At 64.3% G+C, this 23,349-nt stretch carries 23 protein-coding genes and 1 tRNA gene; 11 read left to right on the top strand and 13 right to left on the bottom strand.

Annotated features, from left to right (window positions below):
* Positions 1-439 precede the first annotated feature (439 nt).
* Complete coding sequence (locus EF888_RS06510; RefSeq protein WP_109760268.1) at positions 440-1,180, top strand: recombinase family protein; 741 nt, start codon at positions 440-442, stop codon at positions 1,178-1,180.
* Positions 1,181-1,716: 536 nt separating this feature from the next.
* Here the strand turns inward: EF888_RS06510 and EF888_RS06505 are convergent.
* From EF888_RS06505 to EF888_RS06490, 4 genes are all read right to left on the bottom strand, one after another.
* Positions 1,717-2,442, bottom strand: coding sequence for a nuclease-related domain-containing protein (locus tag EF888_RS06505; RefSeq protein WP_109760317.1), 726 nt, complete (start codon positions 2,440-2,442; stop codon positions 1,717-1,719).
* An 83-nt stretch (positions 2,443-2,525) separates the two neighbouring features.
* Positions 2,526-4,556 (bottom strand): ATP-binding protein, encoded by a 2,031-nt coding sequence (locus EF888_RS06500; RefSeq protein WP_241239822.1) that lies wholly within the window; start codon positions 4,554-4,556, stop codon positions 2,526-2,528.
* A gap of 276 nt (positions 4,557-4,832) precedes the next feature.
* On the bottom strand, positions 4,833-5,222 hold the full coding sequence (locus EF888_RS06495; protein ID WP_109760269.1) for a hypothetical protein: 390 nt from the start codon (positions 5,220-5,222) through the stop codon (positions 4,833-4,835).
* A 184-nt stretch (positions 5,223-5,406) separates the two neighbouring features.
* A tRNA-Leu gene (locus tag EF888_RS06490) sits at positions 5,407-5,491 on the bottom strand.
* 119 nt (positions 5,492-5,610) lie between these two features.
* On the opposite strand from EF888_RS06490, the gene rpiA reads away from it, so the two are divergent.
* From rpiA to EF888_RS06465, 5 genes are all read left to right on the top strand, one after another.
* Positions 5,611-6,396, top strand: a complete 786-nt coding sequence (gene rpiA, locus EF888_RS06485) for a ribose-5-phosphate isomerase RpiA (RefSeq protein ID WP_109760270.1) — start codon at positions 5,611-5,613, stop codon at positions 6,394-6,396.
* Positions 6,393-7,853, top strand: a complete 1,461-nt coding sequence (locus EF888_RS06480; RefSeq protein ID WP_109760319.1) for an FAD-dependent oxidoreductase — start codon at positions 6,393-6,395, stop codon at positions 7,851-7,853. Before rpiA ends, EF888_RS06480 begins: the two co-directional genes overlap by 4 nt.
* A 61-nt stretch (positions 7,854-7,914) precedes the next feature.
* A complete protein-coding gene (gene hflK / locus EF888_RS06475; RefSeq protein ID WP_109760271.1) occupies positions 7,915-9,015 on the top strand; it encodes an FtsH protease activity modulator HflK in 1,101 nt (366 codons plus the stop codon).
* Between the two features lies 1 nt (position 9,016).
* A complete protein-coding gene (gene hflC / locus EF888_RS06470) occupies positions 9,017-10,030 on the top strand; it encodes a protease modulator HflC (protein WP_109760272.1) in 1,014 nt (337 codons plus the stop codon).
* A 19-nt stretch (positions 10,031-10,049) separates the two neighbouring features.
* On the top strand, positions 10,050-10,241 hold the full coding sequence (locus EF888_RS06465; RefSeq protein ID WP_109760273.1) for a DUF2065 domain-containing protein: 192 nt from the start codon (positions 10,050-10,052) through the stop codon (positions 10,239-10,241).
* Between the two features lie 3 nt (positions 10,242-10,244).
* On the opposite strand, the gene EF888_RS06460 is transcribed toward EF888_RS06465, so the two are convergent.
* The gene (locus tag EF888_RS06460) at positions 10,245-10,505 is read right to left on the bottom strand and encodes a hypothetical protein (protein ID WP_109760274.1); all 261 of its coding nucleotides are present in this window, start codon (positions 10,503-10,505) and stop codon (positions 10,245-10,247) included.
* Positions 10,506-10,637: 132 nt separating this feature from the next.
* On the opposite strand from EF888_RS06460, the gene EF888_RS06455 reads away from it, so the two are divergent.
* Positions 10,638-12,011 carry an L-serine ammonia-lyase gene (locus tag EF888_RS06455; protein ID WP_109760275.1) on the top strand — a complete coding sequence of 458 codons (1,374 nt, stop codon included), beginning with the start codon at positions 10,638-10,640 and terminating at the stop codon, positions 12,009-12,011.
* A 344-nt stretch (positions 12,012-12,355) separates the two neighbouring features.
* Here the strand turns inward: EF888_RS06455 and EF888_RS06450 are convergent, their stop codons facing one another.
* Positions 12,356-13,135 carry a winged helix-turn-helix domain-containing protein gene (locus tag EF888_RS06450; protein WP_109760276.1) on the bottom strand — a complete coding sequence of 260 codons (780 nt, stop codon included), beginning with the start codon at positions 13,133-13,135 and terminating at the stop codon, positions 12,356-12,358.
* Positions 13,136-13,289: 154 nt separating this feature from the next.
* Here EF888_RS06450 and EF888_RS06445 point away from each other — a divergent pair, with 154 nt between their 5' ends.
* Complete coding sequence (locus EF888_RS06445) at positions 13,290-13,814, top strand: DUF6647 family protein (RefSeq protein WP_109760277.1); 525 nt, start codon at positions 13,290-13,292, stop codon at positions 13,812-13,814.
* A 24-nt stretch (positions 13,815-13,838) separates the two neighbouring features.
* Here the strand turns inward: EF888_RS06445 and nusB are convergent, their stop codons facing one another.
* From nusB to EF888_RS06420, 5 genes are read right to left on the bottom strand one after another with little or no spacing between them, the layout of a single operon-like run.
* Positions 13,839-14,294 carry a transcription antitermination factor NusB gene (nusB, locus tag EF888_RS06440; RefSeq protein WP_109760278.1) on the bottom strand — a complete coding sequence of 152 codons (456 nt, stop codon included), beginning with the start codon at positions 14,292-14,294 and terminating at the stop codon, positions 13,839-13,841.
* Complete coding sequence (locus EF888_RS06435) at positions 14,291-14,767, bottom strand: 6,7-dimethyl-8-ribityllumazine synthase (protein ID WP_109760279.1); 477 nt, start codon at positions 14,765-14,767, stop codon at positions 14,291-14,293. Before EF888_RS06435 ends, nusB begins: the two co-directional genes overlap by 4 nt.
* A 1-nt stretch (position 14,768) precedes the next feature.
* Positions 14,769-15,890 carry a 3,4-dihydroxy-2-butanone-4-phosphate synthase gene (gene ribB / locus EF888_RS06430; protein ID WP_206508449.1) on the bottom strand — a complete coding sequence of 374 codons (1,122 nt, stop codon included), beginning with the start codon at positions 15,888-15,890 and terminating at the stop codon, positions 14,769-14,771.
* Between the two features lie 58 nt (positions 15,891-15,948).
* Complete coding sequence (locus EF888_RS06425) at positions 15,949-16,497, bottom strand: hypothetical protein (RefSeq protein ID WP_126918521.1); 549 nt, start codon at positions 16,495-16,497, stop codon at positions 15,949-15,951.
* Complete coding sequence (locus EF888_RS06420) at positions 16,494-17,093, bottom strand: riboflavin synthase (RefSeq protein WP_109760282.1); 600 nt, start codon at positions 17,091-17,093, stop codon at positions 16,494-16,496. The genes EF888_RS06425 and EF888_RS06420 overlap by 4 nt, the downstream gene beginning before the upstream one ends.
* 138 nt (positions 17,094-17,231) lie before the next feature.
* Here EF888_RS06420 and EF888_RS06415 point away from each other — a divergent pair, with 138 nt between their 5' ends.
* From EF888_RS06415 to EF888_RS06405, 3 genes are all read left to right on the top strand, one after another.
* Positions 17,232-18,527: a capsule biosynthesis protein gene (locus EF888_RS06415; protein ID WP_109760283.1), complete on the top strand. Its 1,296-nt coding sequence runs from the start codon at positions 17,232-17,234 to the stop codon at positions 18,525-18,527.
* 151 nt (positions 18,528-18,678) lie between these two features.
* A complete protein-coding gene (locus EF888_RS06410) occupies positions 18,679-19,749 on the top strand; it encodes a polysaccharide biosynthesis/export family protein (protein WP_109760284.1) in 1,071 nt (356 codons plus the stop codon).
* A 26-nt stretch (positions 19,750-19,775) separates the two neighbouring features.
* The gene (locus EF888_RS06405) at positions 19,776-21,749 is read left to right on the top strand and encodes a capsular polysaccharide biosynthesis protein (protein WP_109760285.1); all 1,974 of its coding nucleotides are present in this window, start codon (positions 19,776-19,778) and stop codon (positions 21,747-21,749) included.
* Here EF888_RS06405 and ribD read toward each other — a convergent pair.
* Together ribD and nrdR are read right to left on the bottom strand one after the other, a co-directional pair.
* Complete coding sequence (ribD, locus tag EF888_RS06400; protein ID WP_282957640.1) at positions 21,746-22,843, bottom strand: bifunctional diaminohydroxyphosphoribosylaminopyrimidine deaminase/5-amino-6-(5-phosphoribosylamino)uracil reductase RibD; 1,098 nt, start codon at positions 22,841-22,843, stop codon at positions 21,746-21,748. The genes EF888_RS06405 and ribD overlap by 4 nt on opposite strands.
* Complete coding sequence (gene nrdR / locus EF888_RS06395; protein ID WP_109760286.1) at positions 22,840-23,304, bottom strand: transcriptional regulator NrdR; 465 nt, start codon at positions 23,302-23,304, stop codon at positions 22,840-22,842. Before nrdR ends, ribD begins: the two co-directional genes overlap by 4 nt.
* Positions 23,305-23,349 lie beyond the last annotated feature (45 nt).

The following is a 23,349-nucleotide window of genomic DNA, read 5'->3' as shown; positions in this document are numbered from 1 at the left end:
AACTTTTGCAATGGCGCGGCAGGCGGTCCCGCTCACGATTGGATTGTCGGAATGGCCCAAGGCTGGAGGAAGGGGCGCCCTCTGCGGAAATGGCCAAGTCTGCTTTGTCCACATAGCGGTCATTCCCGAGTGCTCACAAAACCCCCTTTCACCGCCCGCCGCACGATCATCGCCAAAGATCTCCTCGTTATAGCAAAAAAGCACTTAACGTCCAAATAGTGAACGAAATGTGCAAAAATGTTGGCATGCCTCAACCATCGCGATTGCGCGCGAACTCAACAGGGCGGACGGCGTGCCGCACTAACGATTCAAGGCAGCGTCAAAACCGCACCAAACTCCATTGTTTCCGAAATTCAGGGCTGAAATCCGCGCCGAAGAGTGTTACTTTTCTTAGGAATAGAATCGCTAAGAAGGGCTAACCTCAGTTAGCAAAACGGATATGAGTGCTAAGAAGATCGCTGCCTTCGCCTACATGCGCACCTCAAGCGCCGCAAACACCGGCCCGGATAAGGACTCCGACAAACGGCAGGCCGCTGCTATCGAGGCCTTCGCTGACGCGAACGGATACATCATTGAAAGCACCTTCTATGACGCAGCCGTATCCGGCGCTGATCCGATTGACGAGCGCCCCGGCATGCTGGCGCTGTTGGACGCCGTACTCGCCAACGGTACCCGCGTGATCCTATGCGAGTCCCCTGACCGCTTTGCCCGTGATCCTATCGTGCAGACCCTCGGACATCGTATGCTCAAGGAACACGGCGTCGAACTGATACCGACAACTGCTCCCGACTATTTCACGGAAGAGACGCCTACGGCGGAACTGGTCCGTGATATCCTCGGGGCGATCAGCGCATTCGAACGCAAGCAGCTTGTCGCCCGTCTGCGTGGGGCTAGGAAGCGCCGTAGCGCCGCCCTAGGACGGGCCTGCGAGGGCAGGAAGCCTGTCCCTGACGCGACTATACAGGAAGCCCGTCGTCTCTATAGGCGCAGCCCGAAGACCGGTCAGCGGCGTTCCCTGCGCGATATCGCGGAAGAACTAGGGAAGCTCGGGCATCACGCACCTAGTGGGCAGGTCTACAATCCGGGTTCTGTTCGACAGATGCTTGAACGCGCTGGCGTGTATCAGCCTGCCGCGCCCGCTGACGCGGGCCATACTATCAACGCAGAAGGTGCCCGCTGACGCGGGCATATACCATGCTCCTACGTCTCTACTCCCTCGCCCTCACAGCCTTCTGGCTGAACATCCTGTTGCTTGTAGGAAGCTGACCGCCTGCCATCGGTCAGTATGTCCCTCTATACCAAGCCCGCGTCAGCGGGACCGCCAATGCCGCGCTAACGCGCGCTCACCCTTTCAACTATCAGCCTGACAATGACGCCTGACGCGTACGCCGCACGTGTCTTCACAGGCTCGGAGAGAGGCGCTGACAGGCTGTCCTGCTTTAGGGTGCGCGCGTTAGCGCGAAGCCGATCATGCTTGTAACGAGGCAGGGGACCCGCAGGGGAGGTACCCTCTGGGGGTGCCCGGCACGCGCAGTAGGTGTATGCGCCAATGTGAACGGATTCTTAGCCGCGTAGCGCGACAGGGGGCGGCTCCGCAGCCGCTACAGGGACCCGTGGGTAACCCGTCTTTTCCTATCGGACGCTAGATCGGCTCTTAGTAGATTCAGATTCTCGCGCCGGACTTGGCAGCGCCATAGAACGCGCTGCATAGCTGCTTCACAGGGGCCGCGTTCCATCGCATTTCGGGTATTGGGAGCACCCAAGAAACTGGTTCCCTGACCGTCTGTTAACCCGTACTTCGAGCTTCGATCTGCACTTTGGACAACTGACCGCTGACTGCTTCACGTTTTGGATGTGCGCTCGCTTGCTATCCTTACTTGCCTGAAAGTTCTGGCTGGAAAGCTTCGCTGAAATAGCAGCGACCTGACCTTCATCAAGAAGGACCTGTCGCCGGGACAGGATAGACCCAACAAGCTCCTGCACATTCCATGAGACATCCAGAGGCATGGACGTTCGAGGTTCGGCGGAGCCCGCGAAGATGACGAGGTTGTGTACCCGACGCCCGTCTATTCCCAGCACCTCTTCGACCGCCTTCACATGCTTGTAGTTCTGGCGGAGCGGGTTCTGAAACCGCGTCTTGTGCCCGTGGATAATCTGCGTCCAACTCGCCTGATCAGCGCTACCGAAGATCCAGCCCTTCATGTTCTTCGTCTCGATCACGAAGACACCGAACCGGGAGACCACAACATGATCAATTTGCGTTGTGCCGCCGCGTGACGGAAGGGTCAGGTCAGCGAAGATCTGGTACTCTTCCGACAGATGCCTTCGAAGACCGGCATTGACCCGGTTCTCTCCGACCGCACCCTTGAAGCCGGGGGACTCGACGTACCAGACCCCGAACGCGACAAGGCCGAACAGAAGTATCGCGAAGAATGCGTCCAAGGCGTATTACCAGTCTGGTTCCTAGCTCCGCCAAAGTAGCAGTCTTGGCGACGGTGAGCGTAAAGCAAATGATCCCTTCATCACTACTCAGCGGCGGAAAGCGCGGTCTTGGGCTTCCGATCATAGTTCGACTGCCCTTCTAACATCTTCACAAACGCCTCATTGCGATTGCTGGCCCGGTCTACCAGCCGGTCGAACGCCAAGACCTCAATAATCAGATTTAGTTCCTTGTAATAGCGGTACGCCATTTGACCGCCAAGATTGGTCAGGATGAAGTCCTCGTATCTTAGGTAGCGTTCTAATTTATCGTTCCAATCTGCAAGGATATATCCGCGAACCATCGAAGCGGGGTCAATGACAACCTCTCTCCCGCCGGACGTCTTAACCTTGCCTCGCTCACGGATATCCAAAATCTGAGTCTTGAGTTGATCTACTGGGTTCTTCGTGTCGCTTTCCCTCGCGCCGTCGTAATCCTTTTTCTGAGGGCGTTTCATTTCGACAACCATAAGCTCATTCTCGTTGTTTATGAGCAGATCGTGTGCATATTCACCCTTCTTGCGCGCGTTTCCTTCGGGAGTACGGTCGCTCGATATGTACCGGGCATAGGCCAAATCGTCATCAATCAGCCAGAGGTTATGAGACGAGTAATCGGTTTGTTCACTATCGCGATAGCGTGGGTAGATTAGCTGATGGACCTTGTCTTCTGTCGCAAGACCATCTTCATCGCGATTGAGAAGTTGACGAAAGATTTGGATGACGTGGTTCCGATATGCAACATAAACCGCAAGAGCTTCCTTTGCGTCCTCGGGAATCTTGTTTCGGACTATGTGAACAAGGTCTTCGATACTTGTGTCCTTGTCCAGCTTTGTAAAATCAAACTTCTGGCGGAAACGTTCAACAAATAGGTCCTGCGCCAATTGTTCGCGGGTTTCGGTAATGCCTCGTTTCCTCACAAACTCTTCGGTCGTCTTTCCTGCAAGGCCCCGACGCAACAGGGGATCAATCGCAATTAGGTGATCAACTTCAGCCTTCATCTTCGTTCTTCGGCGTGTTGTGTAGCCTTGCTCAAGGTCCAAGATATGCGCTTTGGCAATTGAAATAAGGTGATCTTTAATTGATTTCTTAGACTTGTTATACTCGACTCTGCCATGGAGATTGGTAATGCGGTCGCGTGACTGAGACGATTTCAAGAAGTCGCTCGATACGGCGACTAGATAATAGTAGCTCTCTTCTTCATCGCCGTTGCTTTCAGTGAAGGGCTTGGGGTTGAGGCCTGAAGAAATATTTTCCAGCTCACTAGCGGCCCGGTTGTTGGCATAGAAATACAAGCGGTGCTTCTTCGCGTGCTCTTCACCAACCTTGAAGTAGTCGAATGTGAATGTGACAGTCTCCGTTCCGATACGCAACTCCTCTGTTCGCTTGCCTGCCACTGTAAGCGATTCTTGGAAGTACTTGTATAGATTGAACTCTGCCCCTTGGATCGAAAGGGTGAAGTGCTTCGGGACTTTCTTTTGGATGAAATCGATCAGAAAATGATCCAGTACGGCAGACACGATGTCTTCGGCAGTGTGGTGGAGCTTGCGTTCCTTCCCTTCCAAGATGAAGAAGTCTTCGAAATCGGCTTTGGGTGACTGCAGCAAGATCGTGACGCCCGAGTCATAGCGATGCGCACCAGCGCCGTCTGTCTCCTTGACGACAATCAGGTTGTCATTCTCCGAGAATGGATCGTACCGATAACAGCCTTTGGTCATAGTACCATCGGCTTGCTTCTGAGCGCAGGAGTAAAAAACTTTTGTGTAGACCTTGAAGGCCATGAACCGTCCAAAACCCTTGCCGCCGCGATCGTACTTATTGCCGGTCAATGGCGTGAGAAAGGCCGATAAGTTGCCTTCATCGAACCCGTTGCCGTTGTCGGCCACTACCAACTCGTGCTTGAGTTCGTTGAAAATCACATCCAAGCGGCCCTTTTCTTCAAGCTCATCTTCCCAACGGTCTTCAATTGAGTGAAGGGCGTTTGAGATCCCTTCGTACATGGGGAAAAGAAAGCCGTGGAGACCATCGGGCAACGCAGCGCGCTTAACCTCGGACGCTAAGTCAATCGTCTTGTGTTTCAACTCGCAGGACCTCTTCCAAAATGTGCATGAGAATGGGACATGACGTGCACTACTTTAGCGATTCTGTGTTAGAAGCAAAGTCGCTTCCGAAATTCGAATTTTTTGCATTACTACAATAACTTGGGGCAGGAGCAAAGAGTTCAAGTTCCAGCGCAAACACCGCCATCAGATCCCCTGACGGGGCAAACACCGCCTTCTACGAAGTCTGGGAGGTCTTCGGCTTTGACGGTGAAGAGCGTGCGCACAGGATGCTTGTCGCGCGTACGATGCGAGGCGCTACGTCTTGTTAATTCGTTTTGCGAGTTCCGAAATTTCGGATCGCTGCTTTACGTCCGCCTTAGATTTGGCCTCTGCGGCTTCGTGGGCCCGCATCGCAGTGAGCCGCTGACGTTCATCGACTTCCGATACAACCTTTCGAAGACGCGGCATGTATTCGTTCTCCAATTCGTCCGGCAGACATTGAATGAATAGCCCACCGTCTTTGATCGAAGCAGACCTCAAAAGACCTAGGCTGTGACTGTGCCAAGTGGCGTTGAAGTCTTCCATCCACTGACGATCAGGTGCCCGCGTCAGTGTAAGATGGACTCCTAACAAGTCGTTATCATCGTAGGTTCTTGTTTTGTCGGCGTCCATTCCGACGATCTTTACGGCTTCGTACTGAAACATGCATGGCTCCTATGGCTCATCGTGTATCACAAATCTCGTCCAAAATCTTTGCGAATGTTCACTTCGCTTGTCAAATGTCATCGTGCTACAGGCGTGAACCGGACTGTAGCAGAATTGTAGCAGTAGCAGTCTCGCACCCTCGGCTCTTCTGGGCTGTAGCCAAATTTTCTTTTTGATTATAATATGGTGCGGGTGGAGGGACTTGAACCCCCACGCCTTGCGGCGCCAGAACCTAAATCTGGTGCGTCTACCAGTTTCGCCACACCCGCATCCGGGGCGTCATGTATCAACTCCCCTTACGCCTGGCGAGGGGATTTTCCTCGCCCTTCCCTCTCGCCCTCGATGCGCAAGTTACCTATAAGTCTGGCGAACCTTTCGGAGAGCGCAGATGACCGGTCCCACGTCCCCCCAGGAGATTGCGAAGTATGCCGCCGCCCGGCAGGCCGCGACCTACGTCGAGGGCGGCATGAAGGTAGGCCTCGGCACCGGATCGACGGCGGCCTGGCTTGTCCGGCGCCTTGGCGAGCGGGTGCGCGACGAAGGCTTGCAGATCGTCGGTGTGCCGACGTCCTCGTCCACGGCCGCCCTCGCGCGGGAAGTCGGCGTACCGGTGGCCACGCTCGACGAGGCGCGCTGGCTCGACCTGACCATCGACGGGGCGGACGAGTGCGACGCCGAACTGAACCTCATCAAGGGCGGCGGCGGGGCTCTTCTGCAGGAGAAGATCGTCGCGACAGCCTCGGACAGGATGATCGTCATCGCGGACGCGACGAAACGGGTCGAGAAGCTGGGCGCCTTCCCCCTTCCCGTCGAGGTCGTCGGCTTCGGCATGAACACGACCAAGATGCTGCTAGAGGAAATGCTCGAGGGGCTGGACGTCATGGGCAACAAGGCCGTGCCGCGGATGAAGGACGGCACGCTCTTCCGCACCGACGAAGGCAACCACATCCTGGACCTGCACCTCGGCCGCATCGGCAATGCGCGGCAGTTGGCGCTGATCCTGAACCAGGTGCCGGGCGTGGTCGAGAACGGGCTCTTCATCGACATCTGCGACGTCATCGTGATCGGGCATGGCGACGGCACTGTCGAGACCCGCGACATCAACTCGGGCGAAACCGGGCGGATGGTCCACGAGGTGGCGACGGACAACGTGTTCGTCGACATTGCCGACTGATGGCCTTCGACGTCGATCTTTTCGTCATCGGCGGTGGCTCGGGCGGGGTGCGTGCAGCACGCACGGCAGCGGAAACGGGCGCCCGCGTCGCGCTGGCCGAGGACAGCCGGATGGGGGGCACCTGCGTCATCCGCGGCTGCGTGCCGAAGAAGCTGATGGTCTTCGCCTCCGAGTTCCGCGAGCAGGTCAAGCTTGCCCATGAATACGGCTGGTCGGCCGAACCCGGCACCTTCGCCTGGCCCGTCTTCCGCGCGCGGCTCCACTCCGAGCTCGACCGGCTCGAGCAGATCTATCGCGGCATCCTCGAGAGAAACGACGTCGTCATCCACGATGCGCGGGCAAGGGTGACAGGGCCCAACGAGGTCGAGCTGGATACGGGCGCGACGATCACGGCGAAGCACATCCTCATCGCCACGGGCGGCCATCCGGTCCGGCCCGACATGCAGAACGCCGAATTGGGACTGGTGTCGGACGACATCTTCCTTCTCGAAGAGCTTCCGAAGTCCCTTCTCATCATCGGCGGTGGCTACATCGCCTGCGAGTTCGCCTGCATCCTGAACGGTCTCGGCGTCGAGGTGACGCAGTTCTATCGCGGCGCGCAGATCCTGCGGGGCTTCGACGAAGAGGCGCGAGGACTTTTGGCCGAGGCCATGCGCGAGCAGGGCATCGATCTGCACCTCGGCACGAACATCGTCGAGATGTGTCCGGCCGCGTCGCGTCCGTCGGGTCCGGCCGAGATGGGCGCGCCGGTGGAATTCGGAGGGTCTTCGGGCCTCGGACCGGAGCCCGAGACCGACCCCTCGTCCGAAGCAGGCAAGCCCGTATGGGTCAAGGCGACGAACGGGAAGGAACAGGTTTTCGACAACGTTCTCTTCGCCACGGGCCGCCAACCGAACGTGAAGGGCCTCGGACTCGAGGAACTGGGCGTCAAGGTGAACCGCCGCGGCGCGATCGAGGTCGACGACTACAGCCGCACGGCGGTCCCGTCGATCTGGGCCATCGGCGACGTGACCGATCGCATTCAGTTGACCCCCGTGGCGATCCGAGAAGGCGCGGCCTTCACCGAAACGGTCTTCAAGGACAATCCGACGAAGCCGGATCACGACCTCGTCCCGTCTGCCGTGTTCACGCAGCCGGAACTGGGGACCGTGGGGCTGACCGAGGAGCAGGCGCGCGACCAGGAAGAGATCGAAGTCTACTGCACCTCGTTTCGCCCGATGAAGTCGGCCTTCGCGGGACGACCGCACCGAGTGCTGATGAAACTCGTCGTCTCGAAGGCCAGCCGGAAGGTCCTGGGGTGCCACATCGTCGCGGACGGCGCGGGCGAGTTGATCCAGATGGTCGGCATCGCGGTCAAGGCGGGGCTGACGAAAGAGGACTTCGACCGTACCGTGGCGGTTCACCCGACCATTTCCGAGGAACTGGTGACGATGTACGCTCCCGTCAGAACAGCTTGAAAATCAATGCTGGAACGATCAGGTAGCACGTCAAGGACAGAAAACGGACAAAGGACCACGCATGGCCGGTAAGAATGGCGGACCCTGGGGCGGCGGCGGCGGCGACGATCGCGGCCCGCGGCGGCCCGACAGGGACAGCCCGCAAATTCCCGAGATCGACGAAATCATGAAGCGCGGACAGGAGCGCCTGAAGGTGCTCATGGGCGGTCGCGGCGGCGGAAATCGCGGCGGCGACGGACCGGGCCTCTCGAAGGGGACCATCGGCCTCGGCGCTCTGGCGCTGCTGGCGGTCTGGGCCTTCGCCTCGTTCTACACCGTTCGGCCGGAAGAAAGATCGGTCGAACTGTTCCTCGGCGAGCAAAGCGGGATCGGCGATCCCGGCCTCAACTTCGCGCCCTGGCCATTGGTCACCTACGAGGTCATACCTGTCACCCGCGAACAATCCGAAGACATCGGAATGGGCCGCGACGGCGACGATGGCCTGATGCTGACCACCGACGAAAATATCGTCGATATCGACTTCCAGGTGGTCTGGAACATCACCAATCCTGCCGAGTACCTCTTCAACCTTCGCGACGGCCCCGAGACAGTGCGCGCGGTTTCCGAATCCGCCATGCGCGAGATCGTGGCGGGATCTGAACTGGCGCCTCTCCTGAACCGCGACCGCGCGCTGACCGCACAGCGCGCGAAGGAATTGATCCAGGCGACGCTGGACAGCTATCAGGCCGGGATCAACGTCGTTCGCGTCAACCTCAACAAGGCCGACCCTCCGAACGAGGTCATCGACGCTTTCCGCGACGTGCAGGCCGCAGAGCAGGAACGCGACCGGCTTGAACGCCAGGCGGACGCCTATGCAAACCGCGTCCTTGCCGAGGCGCGGGGTCAATCCGCGCAGGTGCTCGAGGACGCAGAGGGCTATCGCGCCCAGGTCGTGAACGACGCTCTGGGCGAGGCGAGTCGCTTCCTCGCCGTCCTGAACGAGTATCAGCAGGCCCCGGACGTGACGCGCCGCCGCCTTTACATCGAGACGCTCGAAAAGGTGCTTGGCGACGTCGACAAGATCATCCTCGACGAGAACGTAAGTGGTGGGGAGGGCGTCGTGCCATACTTGCCGCTGAACGAACTGCGCCGCAACGCGCCTGCCGACGGCGGAGGAAACTGACATGAACAGGCTTACCATAGCCCTTGCCGCCGTCGTCGTTCTGCTCGTCGTCGCCCTTTCCTCGGTCTTCATCGTGGAAGAGCGGGAAAAGGCGCTGATCCTCCAGTTCGGCCAGATCAAGCAGGTCAAGAACGACCCCGGACTGGGTTTCAAGATCCCGTTCATTCAGGAGGTCGTGCGTTACGACGACCGCATCCTGTCTCTCGACACACCCGCCATCGAGATCACGCCATCCGATGACCGTCGCCTCGTGGTCGATGCCTTTGCGCGGTATCGGATCGGGGACACCGACGACGCGGTGATCCAGTTCCGCCAGGCCGTCGGCCTGGGCGGTCTCGAGTCGGCCGAGGATCGTCTTGCCTCGATTCTCATCGACGAGATCCGTGCGGTCCTCGGTGCCGAGGGCGTGACGTCGAACACCATCCTGTCTTCCGAGCGTGCCGAACTGATGAACCGCATCCGCGCCAACGCCGACGCGGAAGCAGCCGCCCTGGGACTTGACGTGGTCGACGTGAGGCTGAAGCAGACCAACCTGCCGGAGCAGAACCTTGCCGCAACGTTCGACCGGATGCGGGCCGAGCGCGAGCGCGAGGCGACCGACGAGCGCGCCCGGGGCGCCGAAGCGGCGCAGCGCGTCCAGGCGCAGGCTGACCGCACCGTGGTCGAGATCGTCTCCGAAGCGACCCGCGAGGCCGAGATCGTGCGAGGCGAGGCAGACGGCGAACGGAACGGGATCTTCGCCGAAGCCTATGGCGCCGACGAGGACTTCTTTCGCTTTTATCGTTCGCTGACGGCGTACGAGAACGCGCTCAAGGGTTCCAACTCGACGCTCGTCATCACGCCGGACAGCGAGTTCTTCGAATTCCTCGACAGCGCGGGCGTTTCGTCAGGCGTCGGTGCGAGTGACGCACCTGCCGCTGTCGAGACGTCGCCCGAAGCAGCGCCTGAGGACGAGGCCTCTGTCCCCGAACCCCAGCCGGCTCCAGGCTCGGGTGTGACGCTCGGCGGCAACTGACGGCAGGGAGGACGGCGGCATGACCCTCGTCCTCCTCGGCATCGGGCTCGTCCTTGTCTTCGAGGGTCTGGTGCTGGCACTTCTGCCGAACCGGCTGGAAGAGCTGATCCGGATGATCACGGAGATACCGATCGAGACGCGCCGGGCCTACGGGCTCGGCGCGGTAGCGCTTGGCGTCCTTCTGGTCTGGCTGGCGCAGACTATCGGCTGACGGCTAATGCCCCATTTCCTGAGGCGCCGAGCTGATGCCGGCCTTGGGTATGGCATCGCCCTTCTCGTACTTGTCGAGAAGCCTGTGACCCCGCGCCTCGGCCTTCCGAATGCGCATCGCGGTCAGGTAGGTCTCCTGCAACGTCGGGGAGGACGAGCCGATCTCGTCGGCGATCCGCTTCTCGATCGTGTCTATTCCGGTGCGCGCCATGAGTTCGGTCGTCCGCTTGGCGAGGCCGTCGGCCACCTCTTCCAGTATCGACATATCCCACCTTTCCTGAATCCTGTCTCGCCCTAGCCCGGCTTTGTGGCCGAAACTGGGACAAAGGGCGGAAATCGCGCGAAACATGCCGCAGCGGGACTTGCCTTCGCCGGGTCTTGCGGCGTTGTTGGGCGCATGTTCCTGTCGGTCTTCGAGATGTTCAAGGTGGGCGTCGGTCCCTCGTCGTCCCACACCATGGGGCCGATGGTGGCGGCCGGACGGTTCCTCGACCTCTTGCGCGCTTCGGCCTTCACGCCTTTCGGCGTCCGGGCCTCGCTTCACGGTTCGCTTGCCTTCACGGGCGTGGGCCATGCGACGGATCGCGCGACGATCCTCGGCCTCGCGGGGTTCAGGCCCGACAGCTATGACGCGGAGCGGGCCGAGAGCGAGTTGGCGCGCGTGGCGGCGGAGCGGACGGTGACGCCCGAGGGGCTGCCGGCGCTGGCCTTCGACCCCGCGTCGGACCTCGTGTTCGACTACGGGCCTCCCCTGCCCGGCCATGCCAACGGGTTGATCCTGAGAGCCACCGACGCGCAGGGCGACGTGATCCTGGCGCAGACCTACTATTCGGTCGGGGGCGGATTCGTGCTGACAGAACAGGAGCTTGCGTCCGGGGGCGACACCGACCGCGGGCCGGCCGTGCCCTACCCGTTCCGCTCGGCGGCAGAGATGCTGGAGATGAACCGGGCGTCGGGGCTGTCCATCGCGGCGATGAAGCGGGCGAACGAGATGTCGCGCGGGACGGCCGAGGCGCTGGACCGGGGGCTGGCTCGGATTTGGGAGGTGATGAAGGGGACGATGGACCGGGGGCTGGCCACGGATGGGGTGCTGCCGGGGGGTCTGAACGTCAAGCGGAGGGCTCCGGCGATCCTCAGGGCGCTCGAGGCCGAGAGGGGGCGGAACCTGACGGCGCCGCATGTCATCAACGACTGGATCTCGACCTATGCCATGGCGGTTAACGAGGAAAATGCCGCGGGAGGTCAAGTGGTTACGGCTCCGACCAACGGGGCGGCGGGGGTCATTCCGGCGACGATCCGCTACTGGCTCGACCATGTGCCGGGGGCGTCGCAGGCGCGGGTGCCGGAGTTCCTGCTGACGGCGGCGGCGGTGGGGGGGCTGATCAAGTTCAACGCGTCGATCTCGGGCGCCGAATGCGGGTGCCAGGCGGAGGTCGGATCGGCAGCGGCGATGGCGGCTGCGGGGCTGGCGGCCGTTCTGGGGGGTAGCCCGGAACAGGTTGAGAATGCTGCGGAAATCGCCTTGGAACATCACCTCGGGATGACCTGCGACCCGGTGCGGGGGCTGGTCCAGGTGCCCTGCATCGAGCGCAACGGACTGGGGGCGATCAAGGCGGTCTCGGCCGCCTCGCTGGCGCTGCGGGGGGACGGATCCCACCTTGTTCCACTGGACGCGGCCATCGAGACGATGCGCCAGACCGGGGCCGACATGAGCGAGAAATACAAGGAAACGGCGCTCGGCGGGCTGGCGGTCAACGTGCCGAACTGCTGAGGCTACGGGGCCCGGGTCGGCGTCCCGGGGCGGGGGTCGTCAACCCTCTGATTTGTCTGGATTCCGAGAGAAACGTCCCATCGGTATCACGTCGGTATTGCGTCGGTATTGCGTCGGTGCGGGTTGGATGGGCGGTAGGGGGTGGGACCAGGGTCTCAGCAGGGCGGGAAGCTGTCCTTCGCTGCAGCGTCGATGGCAACATCAAGCTAGGAACCGGAAGCTGGCCTGTCCCGGTTTCAGACCGGCCGCTTCTCAAGCGTGAGGTCGGAAACCACCTTGCGACGCCGCTCGCTGTATACCGTGCGCGGGGCGGAACCAGTGGGCAGGGGAGACCATGCACGCACCTAGCGGACCGGAAGAATATCGGCGGAAGATCGCAAGGGCGTATCGTCCGAACCAACAAGAACGTACAGGACCTCGGCCCACTCCGCTCCCACGTTGCGCGCCTGGTGAGGCCAATCGACCGCCTCGATCAGTGCATCTCCGGCGCGGTAGCGTCTTTCTCCGGGGGTGCCGTAATCCGTGACGATCTCGCCGGAGATCACATAGGCAAAAAGCGGGGCGGCATGAGTGTGCCATTCCGATGCCTCACCCGGCGCGATGACGGTGATCCCGGCCATCAGCCGGGCCGAAGACGCGGGCCAGACCAGAGGCTGATCAAGAACCGTTGACTTCGTGTCCAGAAGAACTCGAGGTTCCTTGGTAGGTGGAATATTCGCTTCCGACTTCGGCAGCAGGTTAAGCCACAGCAGCGCGCCCAAGATCAATAGACCTGCTGCCGCGCCAAGGGGGCGGACCTTGCTGCGTCCGCGCAAATCGTCTTCGCGGGTGACGCTCGAAGTGAACATATATCCCCGTTTCGGCACGGTCCGAATCAGGTGGCCTTCCTCGTCACCAAGTCTGCGGCGCAAGTCTGCAACGCACTGCGTAAGCGAGTTTTCCTGTACGGTGACATCCGGCCAGAGCGCATCCTGCAGGGCGTTCTTGCCGACGACGCTGCCTGCCCTTTCGACGAGAAGGTTGAGAAGGTCATACGATTTGGGACGAAGCGCGACGAGTGTTTGGCCGCGCTTCAACTCGCACGTGGCCGTGTCGAGAAGAAAGTTTGCGAACACATAGCGCATCGCCGTGCAGCTCTGAAGATGGCGGAGCCAAGAATGATTTTCAGCAGAATATTAGCGCATTTTTAGGAAGATTTCACCCACCGATCACGACAGCCAGCCCGGGCCGTCCCATCATTCCGCCCATGCAAACCAAAAGACTTGATGGAGAGATCTGATGGTATCCCTTGCGTCGCGGACCGCTATTCTCATGTCCCTGTCATTCTCAGTGGCACCCCCGCTCATCGCCGAGCCGTATGCCGCTGAATGTCCTGCCGACAATTTGCGACAGCATGGACCCGGACCAGACCTTGCGGACCTGTGGGACTGGGTGCGAGGCGAACTCAGCTTTGAGGATGATCTGCCCCCGCCACAGGTGTGCCGCGTCGACAGCGACGTCATCCAAGCCATGCGCCCCGGCACGGCCCTCGATACAGTGGCGCTCTACGACAGAGCGCGGCACCGCATTCTTCTGAGCAGGTATTGGAACCCTGCCGACGCCGTCGACCAATCCGTCATCGTGCACGAGCTCGTCCATCATGCACAGGCGTTGTCCGGTCGACGGCTGGCCTGTGCTTCTGCAGGCGAAGCAGAGGCTTATGACCTTCAGGCCAAGTGGCTGGACGCGCATGACCTGGACCTTGATACCGCGTTCGGTATCGACGCGCTAACCCGGCTGGTCCTTGTCAACTGCGCTTACTAGAGCTTCGGAAGCCAACGCTCCCCCCTAAATCTCCCCCTTCGCCTCCCGCGCCATGTGGTCCAGCACGGCGTTGACGAATTTGGGCTCCTTGCCCTCGGGGAAGAAGGCGTGGGCGACGTCGACGTATTCGGTGATGATGACGCGGGGCGGGGCGGCGCCCTCGACGAGTTCGGCTCCGGCGGCGCGGAACAGCGCCCTCAGCGTGGGGTCGATGCGGGCGATGGGCCATTTGGCGACGAGCGCGCGGTCGGTCATCTGGTCGATGCGGCCCTGCCAGTTGACGGCGTCGTCGATCAGCTTGCGGAAGAGGTCGAGGTCGGCCTCGGCCATCTCGTCCCCGTCGATCTCGACGCCGATGCGGAAATCCTCGAACTCCTTCTGGACGCGGGGCGCGGCCTGGCCCGAGTGCTCCATCTGGAAGAGCGCCTGCACGGCGTAGAGGCGGGCCGCACTTTTCATCTGGCGAGTGGTGCGGGTCATGCGCGGGCCTTCGCGAAGCGGCGCGTGAGGGCGACGAGGTGGAGGGCCGCGGCCGCTGCTCCCCCGCCCTTGTTCTGGCCCGCGGGATCGGCGCGGACGGCGGCCTGGTCGTAGGTCTCGACCGTCAGGATGCCGTTGCCGATGCAGGCGCCCTCGAGCCCGAGGAGGGTCAGGGCGCGGCTCGAGTCGTTGCAGACGGTGTCGTAGTGCGTGGTCTCGCCCCGGATGACGCAGCCGAGCGCCACGAAGCCGTCGAAGCCACCCGCGCGGGCGATGCCGATGGCGGCGGGGACCTCGAGCGCGCCCGGAACCTCGATCACCTCGGCTTCGGCGCCTGCGGCGTCGAGGGTGGCGCGGGCTCCGGTCACGAGGTCGTCGGCGATGTCCTTGTAGTAGGGGGCGACGACGATGAGGACGCGGACGGGGGCGTCGAAGGCCGGAAGGTCGAGCGTGTGGTGCGACTGTCCGGCCATGTCAGTCGGCCGTCACGGGGCGGGTGCCCACGATGGAGAGGCCATAGGCGTCGAGGCCGACGATGCGGGGCCTGGGCGAGTTGGTCAGGAGCACGATCTCGTGGAGGCCGAGGGAGGAGAGGATCTGCGCGCCGAGGCCGTATTGGCGCAGCGTCTGGGGCGAGGCCGCGCCGCCCGGGACGAGCTTCATCGTGGTGTCGCGGAGGAGGACGAGGACGCCCCTGCCCTCACGCGCGATGAGCGTCATGGCGTCGCCGAACTCGTCGCGGCGGCCGGTGGGGCCGAGGCCCACGACGTCGAGGAGCGGGTCCATCGCGTGCATCCGCACGAGGCAGGGTCCGTCGCCGGGGATGTCGCCCTTGGTCAGGACGATGTGCTCGTCGCCGTGGGCGGTGTCGGTGAAGACGCGCATCTGCCATTCGCCGCCGAATTCGGCGCGCACGGTTTCCTCGCGCGTGATGCGGACGAGGTTGTCGTGGCGGCGGCGGTAGGAGATGAGGTCGGAGATGGTGCCGATCTTGAGGCCGTGGCGCTGCGCGAAGGCGACGAGCTCGGGCAGGCGCGACATGCTGCCGTCGTCGTTCATGATCTCGCAGATCACGCCCGAGGGGTTGAGGCCGGCGAGGCGGGCGACGTCGACCGCGGCCTCGGTATGGCCGGCGCGGACGAGGACGCCGCCGTCGCGGGCGCGGAGGGGAAAGACGTGGCCGGGGGTGGCGATGTCCTGCGCGGTCTTGGCGGCGTCGATGGCGACGGCGACGGTGCGGGCGCGGTCATGGGCCGAGATGCCGGTCGACACGCCCTCGCGCGCCTCGATGGAGACGGTGAAGGCGGTCTCGTGGCGCGACGAGTTCTGCGAGGCCATGAGCGGTAGGCCCAAGGCATCGATGCGCTCGCCCGGAAGCGACAGGCAGATCAGGCCGCGGCCGTGGGTGGCCATGAAGTTGATCGCCTCGGGCGTGGCCATCTGGGCGGGGATGACGAGGTCGCCCTCGTTCTCGCGGTCCTCGTGGTCGACGAGGATGAACATGCGGCCATTGCGGGCGTCGTCGATGATCTCCTCGATCGTCGAAATCGCATCGCGCCAGCCGTCTTCCACGGGTCCGGGGGTCTCGTAATTCATGGGGCACGCCATAGCGGATGGCCCGTGCCTTGGCCAGAGGGCGCGGGGGTGCGGGACGTCAGGGGAAGTAGCGCTCGGCGGGGACGTAGCCGGCGAGGCGCGCGGTCTCGGCCCAGCCGCGTTCGATGTGGGTCTCGCCCACGACGACGATGGCGTCGCGCGGGGTGCGGCCGGCGAGGTCGAGGATGCGGCGGCGCGTCTCGCCCCAGGTCTCGGCGAGGCCAGGGGCGCGGTCGGCATCGAGGAGGATCGCGTTGCGGTCGAGCGCCTCGCGCGGGTCGTGGGGGAGGTGCAGGAGGGCGAGGATGTCGACGCTGTCGAGGTCGGCCAGCTTCGCCTCGCGCCGGGGGTCGATCCGGGCGTCGCGCAGCATCCGGAGCGCATTGTCCGAGAAGAGGAGAGCCACGATGTCGCGTCCCGTGGCGGCGCGAATGCCGGCGTAGGACTTGTAGTCGAGGCCGAGTTCGCGGGCGCGCTTCACGCGGCGGCGCACGACCTCGAGCGGCATCTTCGGCAGAAGCTCGGCCCGCGCCCTGCCCCAGGCATAGCGGCGCCATGCGCCGCCCGGCTCCATCGTGGGTCCCTGGTTGTGGCCGAGCATGGTCATGCCGCGACCTCGGCCAGCCGCGCGACGTAGCGGGCCAGCGTGTCCACCTCGAGGTTCACGGCGTCGCCTTCGGAGACGCGGCCCCAGGTCGTGACTTCCTTGGTGTGGGGAATGAGGTTGACGCCGAAGCGGGCGCCGTCGACCTCGTTCACGGTCAGCGAGGTGCCATTGAGGGCCACCGAGCCCTTGGGCGCGATGAAGCGGGCGAGGCTCGCGGGCGCTTCGAAGGTGACGCGGGTGCTGTCGCCCTCGTCGCGGATACCGACGACGCGGGCGATGCCGTCGACGTGACCCGAGACGATGTGGCCGCCGATCTCGTCGCCGACCTTCAGCGCGCGTTCCAGGTTGACGCGGGCGCCCGGTGTCCAGTCGCCGAGGGAGGTCTTCGACAGCGTCTCGGCCGAGGCCTGCACGTCGAACCAGCCGCGCGGCGTGGCGCCGAGGTCGATCACGGTGAGACAGACGCCGTCGCAGGCGATCGATGCCCCGATGTCGATGCCCCCGATGTCGTATGCTGTGCCGATACGGACGCGGAGGTCGCCCTCCTGCCGCATGTCGAGGATCTCGCCCACGTCGGTCACGATGCCGGTGAACATGCCGCTGGCCCTTCCGATTTGACCCTTTCGAGGTAATCGCCCCGGCTTTCGCGCGCAAGCCCGGGGCGATGGCGGGGAGATGCGTATTTGCGGCAAGATGAAATGGACCGGGGTCTTCCGCGAGGCTAGGACTGGTGCATGGGGGCGAACTTGGGACGGCGCAGGGTCTTTCTGTTCCTTCAGGGACCGCACGGGCCGTTCTTTGCCGGGCTCGGCGCAGGACTGCGCGCAGCGGGGGCCGAGGTTCACCGGATCGGGTTCAACGCGGGCGACGAGGCGTTCTGGCGGGGCGGCGGCTATGTCGCCTATCGCGACGCGCCCGAGGCGTTCCCGGGTTTCCTTGGCGAAACGGTGAGGCGCCTCGGGGTGACGGACATCGCCTGCTATGGATCGAGCCGCCCCGTTCATCGAACGGCCCTGGCGCTGGCCGAGGCAGAGGGGCTGGTGCCGCATGTCTTCGAGGAAGGCTATCTGCGGCCCTACTGGGTGACCTACGAACGCGGCGGCGCGAATGCCGGGTCGAGGGCGGCGCGGATGACGGTCGCGGAGATGGCGGCGTCGCTGGCGGAAGGCGCGCAGGTGCATACCGAGGCGCCGGACCGCTGGGGCGACATGGGGGCGCACATGGCCTGGGGGGCGGCCTATCATGCGCGGCTGATGCTGGGGGCGCGGCGCTATCCGGGGTTCCGGCCACACCGGACACCTGGCGTCGGGGGCGAGTTCGGTCTCCACCTGAGGCGATTTCTCGAGACGCCCGCGCGTGCCCTGGGGCGGGCGGCGGCGACGGCGCGGATCCGGCATGGCGGCTTTCCCTATCACCTTGTCCTTCTGCAACTGGCGCATGATGCGAATTTCCTGTCGCATGGTCCCTTCCGCACTCAGGCCGAGTTCCTGGACAGGGTGTTCCACGGCTTCGTCGCGGGCGCGCCGCTGCACCATCACCTTGTCCTGAAGGCGCATCCGCTGGAGGACGGGCGCGAGCCGCTGCGTCCCCTCGTCCGGCGCCTGGCCGGGGAGCATGGCCTTGAAGGCCGTGTGCATTTCGTCTCGGGCGGGAAGCTCGCGCGGCTTCTCGACGCGGCGCGGAGTGCGCTGACAGTCAACTCCACCGCCGCCGAGCAGGCGCTCTGGCGCGGGCTGCCGCTGAAGGTCTTCGGCGACGCCGTCTATCGCAAGCCCGAGTTCGTGTCGGACCAGCCGCTGCCCGAGTTCTTCCGGGATCCGCGCGCGCCGGACCGTGCCGCCTACCTGACCTATCGGGCGTTTCTTCTTGCGACCTCGCAGGTGCCCGGGGGCTATTACGGCTACCTTTCGCGACGGAAACTGTTGCGGCAGGTGCCCGACCTGATGCTCGCCGAGGCGTCGCCCTATGCCCGTCTCGCGGAGGGCGGCGCTGCGGCGCGACCGCAACACCTTCGGCCCGTAAGCCGCTGACTCTGCCAAAATGTGTCAAAATTCCGGATGAAGCTGCGTAAGCTCGCCGCAATAGCCAGAGGCAGGCACATAAAAAGGTCGAGGAGACCGAGCAGTGACATTTTCGACGAGACCCCGCGCCCGTTGGGTGGCGCTGTGCGTATCCGCATCGATGCTTGCAGGATGCGGACTTCCGAGGACGGGCCCCACGAAGAACGAGATCTTCGCGGGCTCGGTTCAGAAACAGGGCAATGCCTTCATCGTCAGCGTCGACGACAGCGTGACCCGCGCGACCGAATACGTTCCGCCGCTTGGGTTCTCTTCGGGGCTCATCAACGCGGCCGTGCTGGGTTCGGACACCGTGCGGCCGGGCGACACGCTGGGCCTGATGATCTGGGAGAACGTCGACGACGGCCTTCTGGCGACAGCGGGGGCGAACTCCACGGCGCTTCAGGAGGTCCAGGTCGATGGCGACGGGTTCATCTTCGTGCCTTACGCGGGCCGCATTCGCGCCGCCGGCAACACGCCCGAGGCGATCCGGCGCATCATTACCGAGAAGCTCGAGGCTCAGACACCGGACCCGCAGGTCATGGTACAGCGCATGGCGGGCGACGGCGCGACAGTGTCGCTGATCGGCGGAATCGGCGCTCAGGGCGTCTATCCGATCGAGCGGCCGACGCGCACGCTGACGGCCATGCTGGCGCGGGCGGGCGGCATTACCCTTCCGCCCGACATCACGCAGGTCACGCTGATCCGGGGCGCGCACACCGGCACGATCTGGCTGGTGGATCTCTACGAGAACCCGAGCCTGGACATCGCGCTGCGCGCGGGCGACCGCATTCTGGTCGAAGAGGACGAGCGCTTCTACACCGCCATCGGCGCCACCGGCGCTCAGGTGAAGGTGCCGTTCGAGACGCAGAGCGTGTCTGCCATCGAGGCGCTGGCGACCGTGGGCGGTCTGAACACGTCACTCGCCGATCCGACGGGCATCTTCGTCTTCCGCGACGAGGAGCCGCAAGTCGCCGGCCGCGTGCTGGGGCGCGAGTTCTCGGACGAGCAGCGCATGGTCTACGTCCTCGACCTGACGTCGCCCAACGGGGTCTTCGTGGCGCGCGACTTCGACATCCGCGACGGCGATACGGTCTATGTCACCGAGGCGCCCTATACCCAGTTCCAGAAGATCCTGCAGGCCATCGTTGCTCCGGTCGGCACGGCGGCGTCGCTCCAGTCTCTGACCGAGTGACGACAGACAATAAAAACGACGGGACAGTGAAAGCCGCCGCCTTCGGGCGGCGGCTTTGCGTTTACAACGGCGGGCTGCTGACGAAGGGCACGCCTCGGCGCATCCTGGAGCTCGCGGGCTGGGAGGTGACGACCGGCCTGCCGCGCGAAGGAGACTGGGTCGGGCTCTGGGGGCGGTCGCGGACGGCGTGGCGGGCGCAGGCGGTCGCGGGCTGGACGGAGGCGCCGATCCTGACGGTCGAGGATGCGTTCCTGCGGTCGGTCCATCCGGGACGGGTACGGGGCGAGGCGCCGGTGGGGCTGTGCCTCGACCGGACGGGGATGCATTTCGACGGCGGCGCGCCGTCGGACCTCGAACGGCTTCTGGCCACGCATGCGCTGGACGACACCGCCCTTCTCGACCGGGCGCGCGAGGCGATGGACAGCCTCGCCTACTGGCATGTGGGCAAGTATTCCGCGACCGATCCGGCGCTGGCCGCGCCCGAGCCGGGCTATGTCGTCGTCGTCGACCAGACGAAGGGCGACGCGGCGCTGATGGGGGCCGGGCGGGCCGCCTTCCTCGAGATGCTGGCCTTCGCGGCGGAAGAGCATCCGGGGGCGCGGATCGTCGTGAAGACGCATCCCGAGACGGGGCATGGCGGGCGCGAGGGACATTTCACGGCGGAGGACGCGACGGGGCGCGTGACGCTGGAGAGCCGTCCGATCGCGCCGCGCGTTCTCTTCGAAGGGGCGGTCGCTGTCTACACCCATTCCTCGACGCTCGGGTTCGAGGCGATCTTCGCGGGGCATCGCCCGCGTGTCTTCGGGCAGCCGTTCTATGCGGGATGGGGCCTGACGCAGGATCAGGACGCCCCTGCCCGCCGCGCGCGGACGCTGACGCGGGCGCAGCTCTTTGCCGCCGCGATGATCCTCTACCCGACGTGGTACGATCCCGTCGCGGACCGGTTGTGCGAGGTGGAGGAGGTCGTGGCCGGACTCGCCGCACGCGCGCGGGCGTGGCGCGAGGATCGAGGGGGCTATGTCGCCGTCGGGATGAAGCCGTGGAAGCGGCCGCATCTGTCGCGGGCTTTCGGGCGCGAGGTGGCGGTTCGGTTCGCGCGGTCGGTGCCTGAGAGCGGTGAGCGGACGGCCGTCGTCTGGGGGATGGCGGAGGCGCCAGAGGGCGCGCTGCGGATGGAGGACGGATTCCTGCGGTCGCGCGGGCTGGGTGCGGCGCTGGTGCCTCCCCTGTCGCTGGTGCTGGATGCACCGACGCTTTACTTCGATGCACGGGAGGCGGGGCGGCTGGACGCCCTAATCGACGCCGCCGGTCAGACTCCCGTTGGCGAATTGCGACGCTCGGAGCGGCTGATCCGGTCCATTCGGACGCAGAAGTTGACGAAATACAACATCGGGGAAGTTATGCCCGAAGTCCCGGCCGGGCGTCGTGTGCTGGTCGCGGGGCAGGTAGAGGACGATGCTTCCATGATGTACGGGGCGGGCGAGATCCGGACGAACCTCGACCTGTTGCGGCACGCGCGCGAGGCCAATCCCGAAGCTGTCATCCTGTATAAGCCGCATCCGGATGTGGAGGCCGGGCTTAGGGCCGGCGCCCTGGAGGATGCGGATGTCACAGGGCTTGCCGATGTCATTTTGACCGGCGTCAGTGCGGCGGAGGCATTGACCGTCGCGGACGAGGTGTGGACGATGACCTCGACGCTGGGGTTCGAGGCTCTGCTGCGCGCCGTCCCGGTGACCTGCCTCGGGATGCCCTTCTATGCGGGGCGCGGATTGACGCGTGATCTTGCACCGCGCCCCCCGCACCGGATGGGGCAGGACGTGACGCTGGCGCAGTTGGTCCATGCCTGTCTCATCGCCTATCCCCGCTATTTCCATCCGGCGACGGGAGAGCCGATCTCGCCCGAGCAGGCCGTTCGGCTGTTGGCGGAGGGGGTCGAGATGCCGCGCGTGAACAAGGCTTTGGCCTGGCTGCACGGGCTGGTGTCGCCCTTCCGGCGCTAGGCGCGAGCCCAGGTCTGCATGACGTCGCCGCCGAGGGCGCGGACGTCGCGAAGCTGGAAGGTCGGTGCATCCGTCAGGAACGCGAGGTCGAGCGGGCCGACCGAGGGCCGACCTTCGGACCCGATCACCTTTCCGGCGATCATCAGGACCAGCCTGTCGACCAAGCCCGCGTCCAGGAGCGAAGCGGCGAGGCTGCCGCCGCCTTCGCAGAAGATGCGCGTCAGACGCTCGGCGGCGAGGCGCTGCATCATGGCGGGGACGTCGAGGCGGCCGCCGGATGCCGGAACGCCGAGGCAGCGGACGCCCGCGCCGGTCCATGCGGAGAGGGATGCGGAGGTGGCCTGCCCTTCGCCGTGGATCAGCCAGACCGGACCGTCGCCTGCGGAGGCCGAGAGGCGGGAGGGGAACGGCAGATCGAGACCGTGGGAGGCGACGATGCGGACGGGCTGGGCGTCGGCGCCCATTTCGCGGACCGTCAGAGCGGGGTCGTCGGCGCGGGCGGTGCCGCCGCCGACGAGGACGGCGTCGTGGGACATCCGCAGGGCGTGGACGGCGCGGCGGGCCTCCGGTCCGGTGATCCAGCGGCTTTCGCCGGAGGCGGTGGCGATGCGTCCGTCGAGGGTCGAGGCGAGCTTGAGCGTCAACATGGGCCGGCCTTCGGTCATCACCCTGAAGAAGCCAAGGTGCTGTTCCGTCGCCTCTTTCTCCATAACGCCGGTCAGGACCTCGATCCCGGCGGCGCGCAGGCGCGCGATCCCCTGCCCGGCCACCTGCGGGTTGGGATCGCCCGCCGCAATGACGACCCTCGCGATGCCTGCCGCGACGAGGGCGTCGGCGCAGGGCGGCGTGCGGCCGTGGTGCGAACAGGGTTCGAGGGTGACGTAGGCCGTGGCGCCGCGCGCGGCCTCGCCGGCCTGGTCCAGCGCCACGCGTTCGGCATGGCGCAGGGTAACGGCGTCCGAGGTGCCGCGCCCGACGATGCGGCCTTCCCGGACAAGGACGCAGCCGACCGACGGCCAAGGCGCCACGCGGCCGAGGCCCCGGCGCCCGAGCGTCAGCGCCTGCCGCATGTGGCGGGTGTGGTCCTCGCTCACTCGTCCTTCGCGGCGGGGCGAAGCTCGCTGACGAATTTGTCGAAGTCGTCGGCGGCCTGGAAGTTCTTGTAAACGCTGGCGAAGCGGACGTAGGCGACGGTGTCGATCCGCGCGAGGCTCTCCATCACGATCTCGCCGATGGTGTGGCTCGGGATGTCGGTCTCGCCCATGCTTTCCAACCGGCGGACGATGCCCGAAATCATCTGGTCGATACGTTCCGGCTCGATCGGGCGCTTCTGCATGGCGATGCGGATCGAGCGTTCAAGCTTGCCGCGGTCGAAATCCTCGCGCTTGCCGTTGGTCTTGATGACGACGAGGTCACGAAGCTGGACGCGCTCGTAGGTCGTGAAGCGGCCGCCGCAGGCCGGGCAGAATCGCCGGCGCCGGATGGCGACGTGGTCCTCCGCGGGGCGGGAATCCTTGACCTGTGTGTCGATATTTCCGCAAAACGGGCAGCGCATCCGCCTCTTCTCCCTGCCTTGTCCCTGCCAATTCGGGTCGTCACC

Source organism: Silicimonas algicola (assembly GCF_003970735.1).
Lineage (GTDB): Bacteria > Pseudomonadota > Alphaproteobacteria > Rhodobacterales > Rhodobacteraceae > Silicimonas > Silicimonas algicola.
This window is presented reverse-complemented; position numbering and strand designations above follow the sequence as displayed.

Excerpts from the sequence above, each read along its gene's own strand:
- EF888_RS06510 (WP_109760268.1), top strand. The coding sequence starts at position 440 with ATGAGTGCTAAGAAGATCGCTGCCTTCGCCTACATGCGCACCTCAAGC.
- EF888_RS06495 (WP_109760269.1), bottom strand. The coding sequence starts at position 5,222 with ATGTTTCAGTACGAAGCCGTAAAGATCGTCGGAATGGACGCCGACAAA.
- rpiA (WP_109760270.1), top strand. The coding sequence starts at position 5,611 with ATGACCGGTCCCACGTCCCCCCAGGAGATTGCGAAGTATGCCGCCGCC.
- hflK (WP_109760271.1), top strand. The coding sequence starts at position 7,915 with ATGGCCGGTAAGAATGGCGGACCCTGGGGCGGCGGCGGCGGCGACGAT.
- hflC (WP_109760272.1), top strand. The coding sequence starts at position 9,017 with ATGAACAGGCTTACCATAGCCCTTGCCGCCGTCGTCGTTCTGCTCGTC.
- EF888_RS06465 (WP_109760273.1), top strand. The coding sequence starts at position 10,050 with ATGACCCTCGTCCTCCTCGGCATCGGGCTCGTCCTTGTCTTCGAGGGT.
- EF888_RS06460 (WP_109760274.1), bottom strand. The coding sequence starts at position 10,505 with ATGTCGATACTGGAAGAGGTGGCCGACGGCCTCGCCAAGCGGACGACC.
- EF888_RS06455 (WP_109760275.1), top strand. The coding sequence starts at position 10,638 with ATGTTCCTGTCGGTCTTCGAGATGTTCAAGGTGGGCGTCGGTCCCTCG.
- EF888_RS06450 (WP_109760276.1), bottom strand. The coding sequence starts at position 13,135 with ATGCGCTATGTGTTCGCAAACTTTCTTCTCGACACGGCCACGTGCGAG.
- EF888_RS06445 (WP_109760277.1), top strand. The coding sequence starts at position 13,290 with ATGGTATCCCTTGCGTCGCGGACCGCTATTCTCATGTCCCTGTCATTC.
- nusB (WP_109760278.1), bottom strand. The coding sequence starts at position 14,294 with ATGACCCGCACCACTCGCCAGATGAAAAGTGCGGCCCGCCTCTACGCC.
- EF888_RS06435 (WP_109760279.1), bottom strand. The coding sequence starts at position 14,767 with ATGGCCGGACAGTCGCACCACACGCTCGACCTTCCGGCCTTCGACGCC.
- ribB (WP_206508449.1), bottom strand. The coding sequence starts at position 15,890 with ATGAATTACGAGACCCCCGGACCCGTGGAAGACGGCTGGCGCGATGCG.
- EF888_RS06425 (WP_126918521.1), bottom strand. The coding sequence starts at position 16,497 with ATGACCATGCTCGGCCACAACCAGGGACCCACGATGGAGCCGGGCGGC.
- EF888_RS06420 (WP_109760282.1), bottom strand. The coding sequence starts at position 17,093 with ATGTTCACCGGCATCGTGACCGACGTGGGCGAGATCCTCGACATGCGG.
- EF888_RS06415 (WP_109760283.1), top strand. The coding sequence starts at position 17,232 with ATGGGGGCGAACTTGGGACGGCGCAGGGTCTTTCTGTTCCTTCAGGGA.
- EF888_RS06410 (WP_109760284.1), top strand. The coding sequence starts at position 18,679 with ATGCTTGCAGGATGCGGACTTCCGAGGACGGGCCCCACGAAGAACGAG.
- nrdR (WP_109760286.1), bottom strand. The coding sequence starts at position 23,304 with ATGCGCTGCCCGTTTTGCGGAAATATCGACACACAGGTCAAGGATTCC.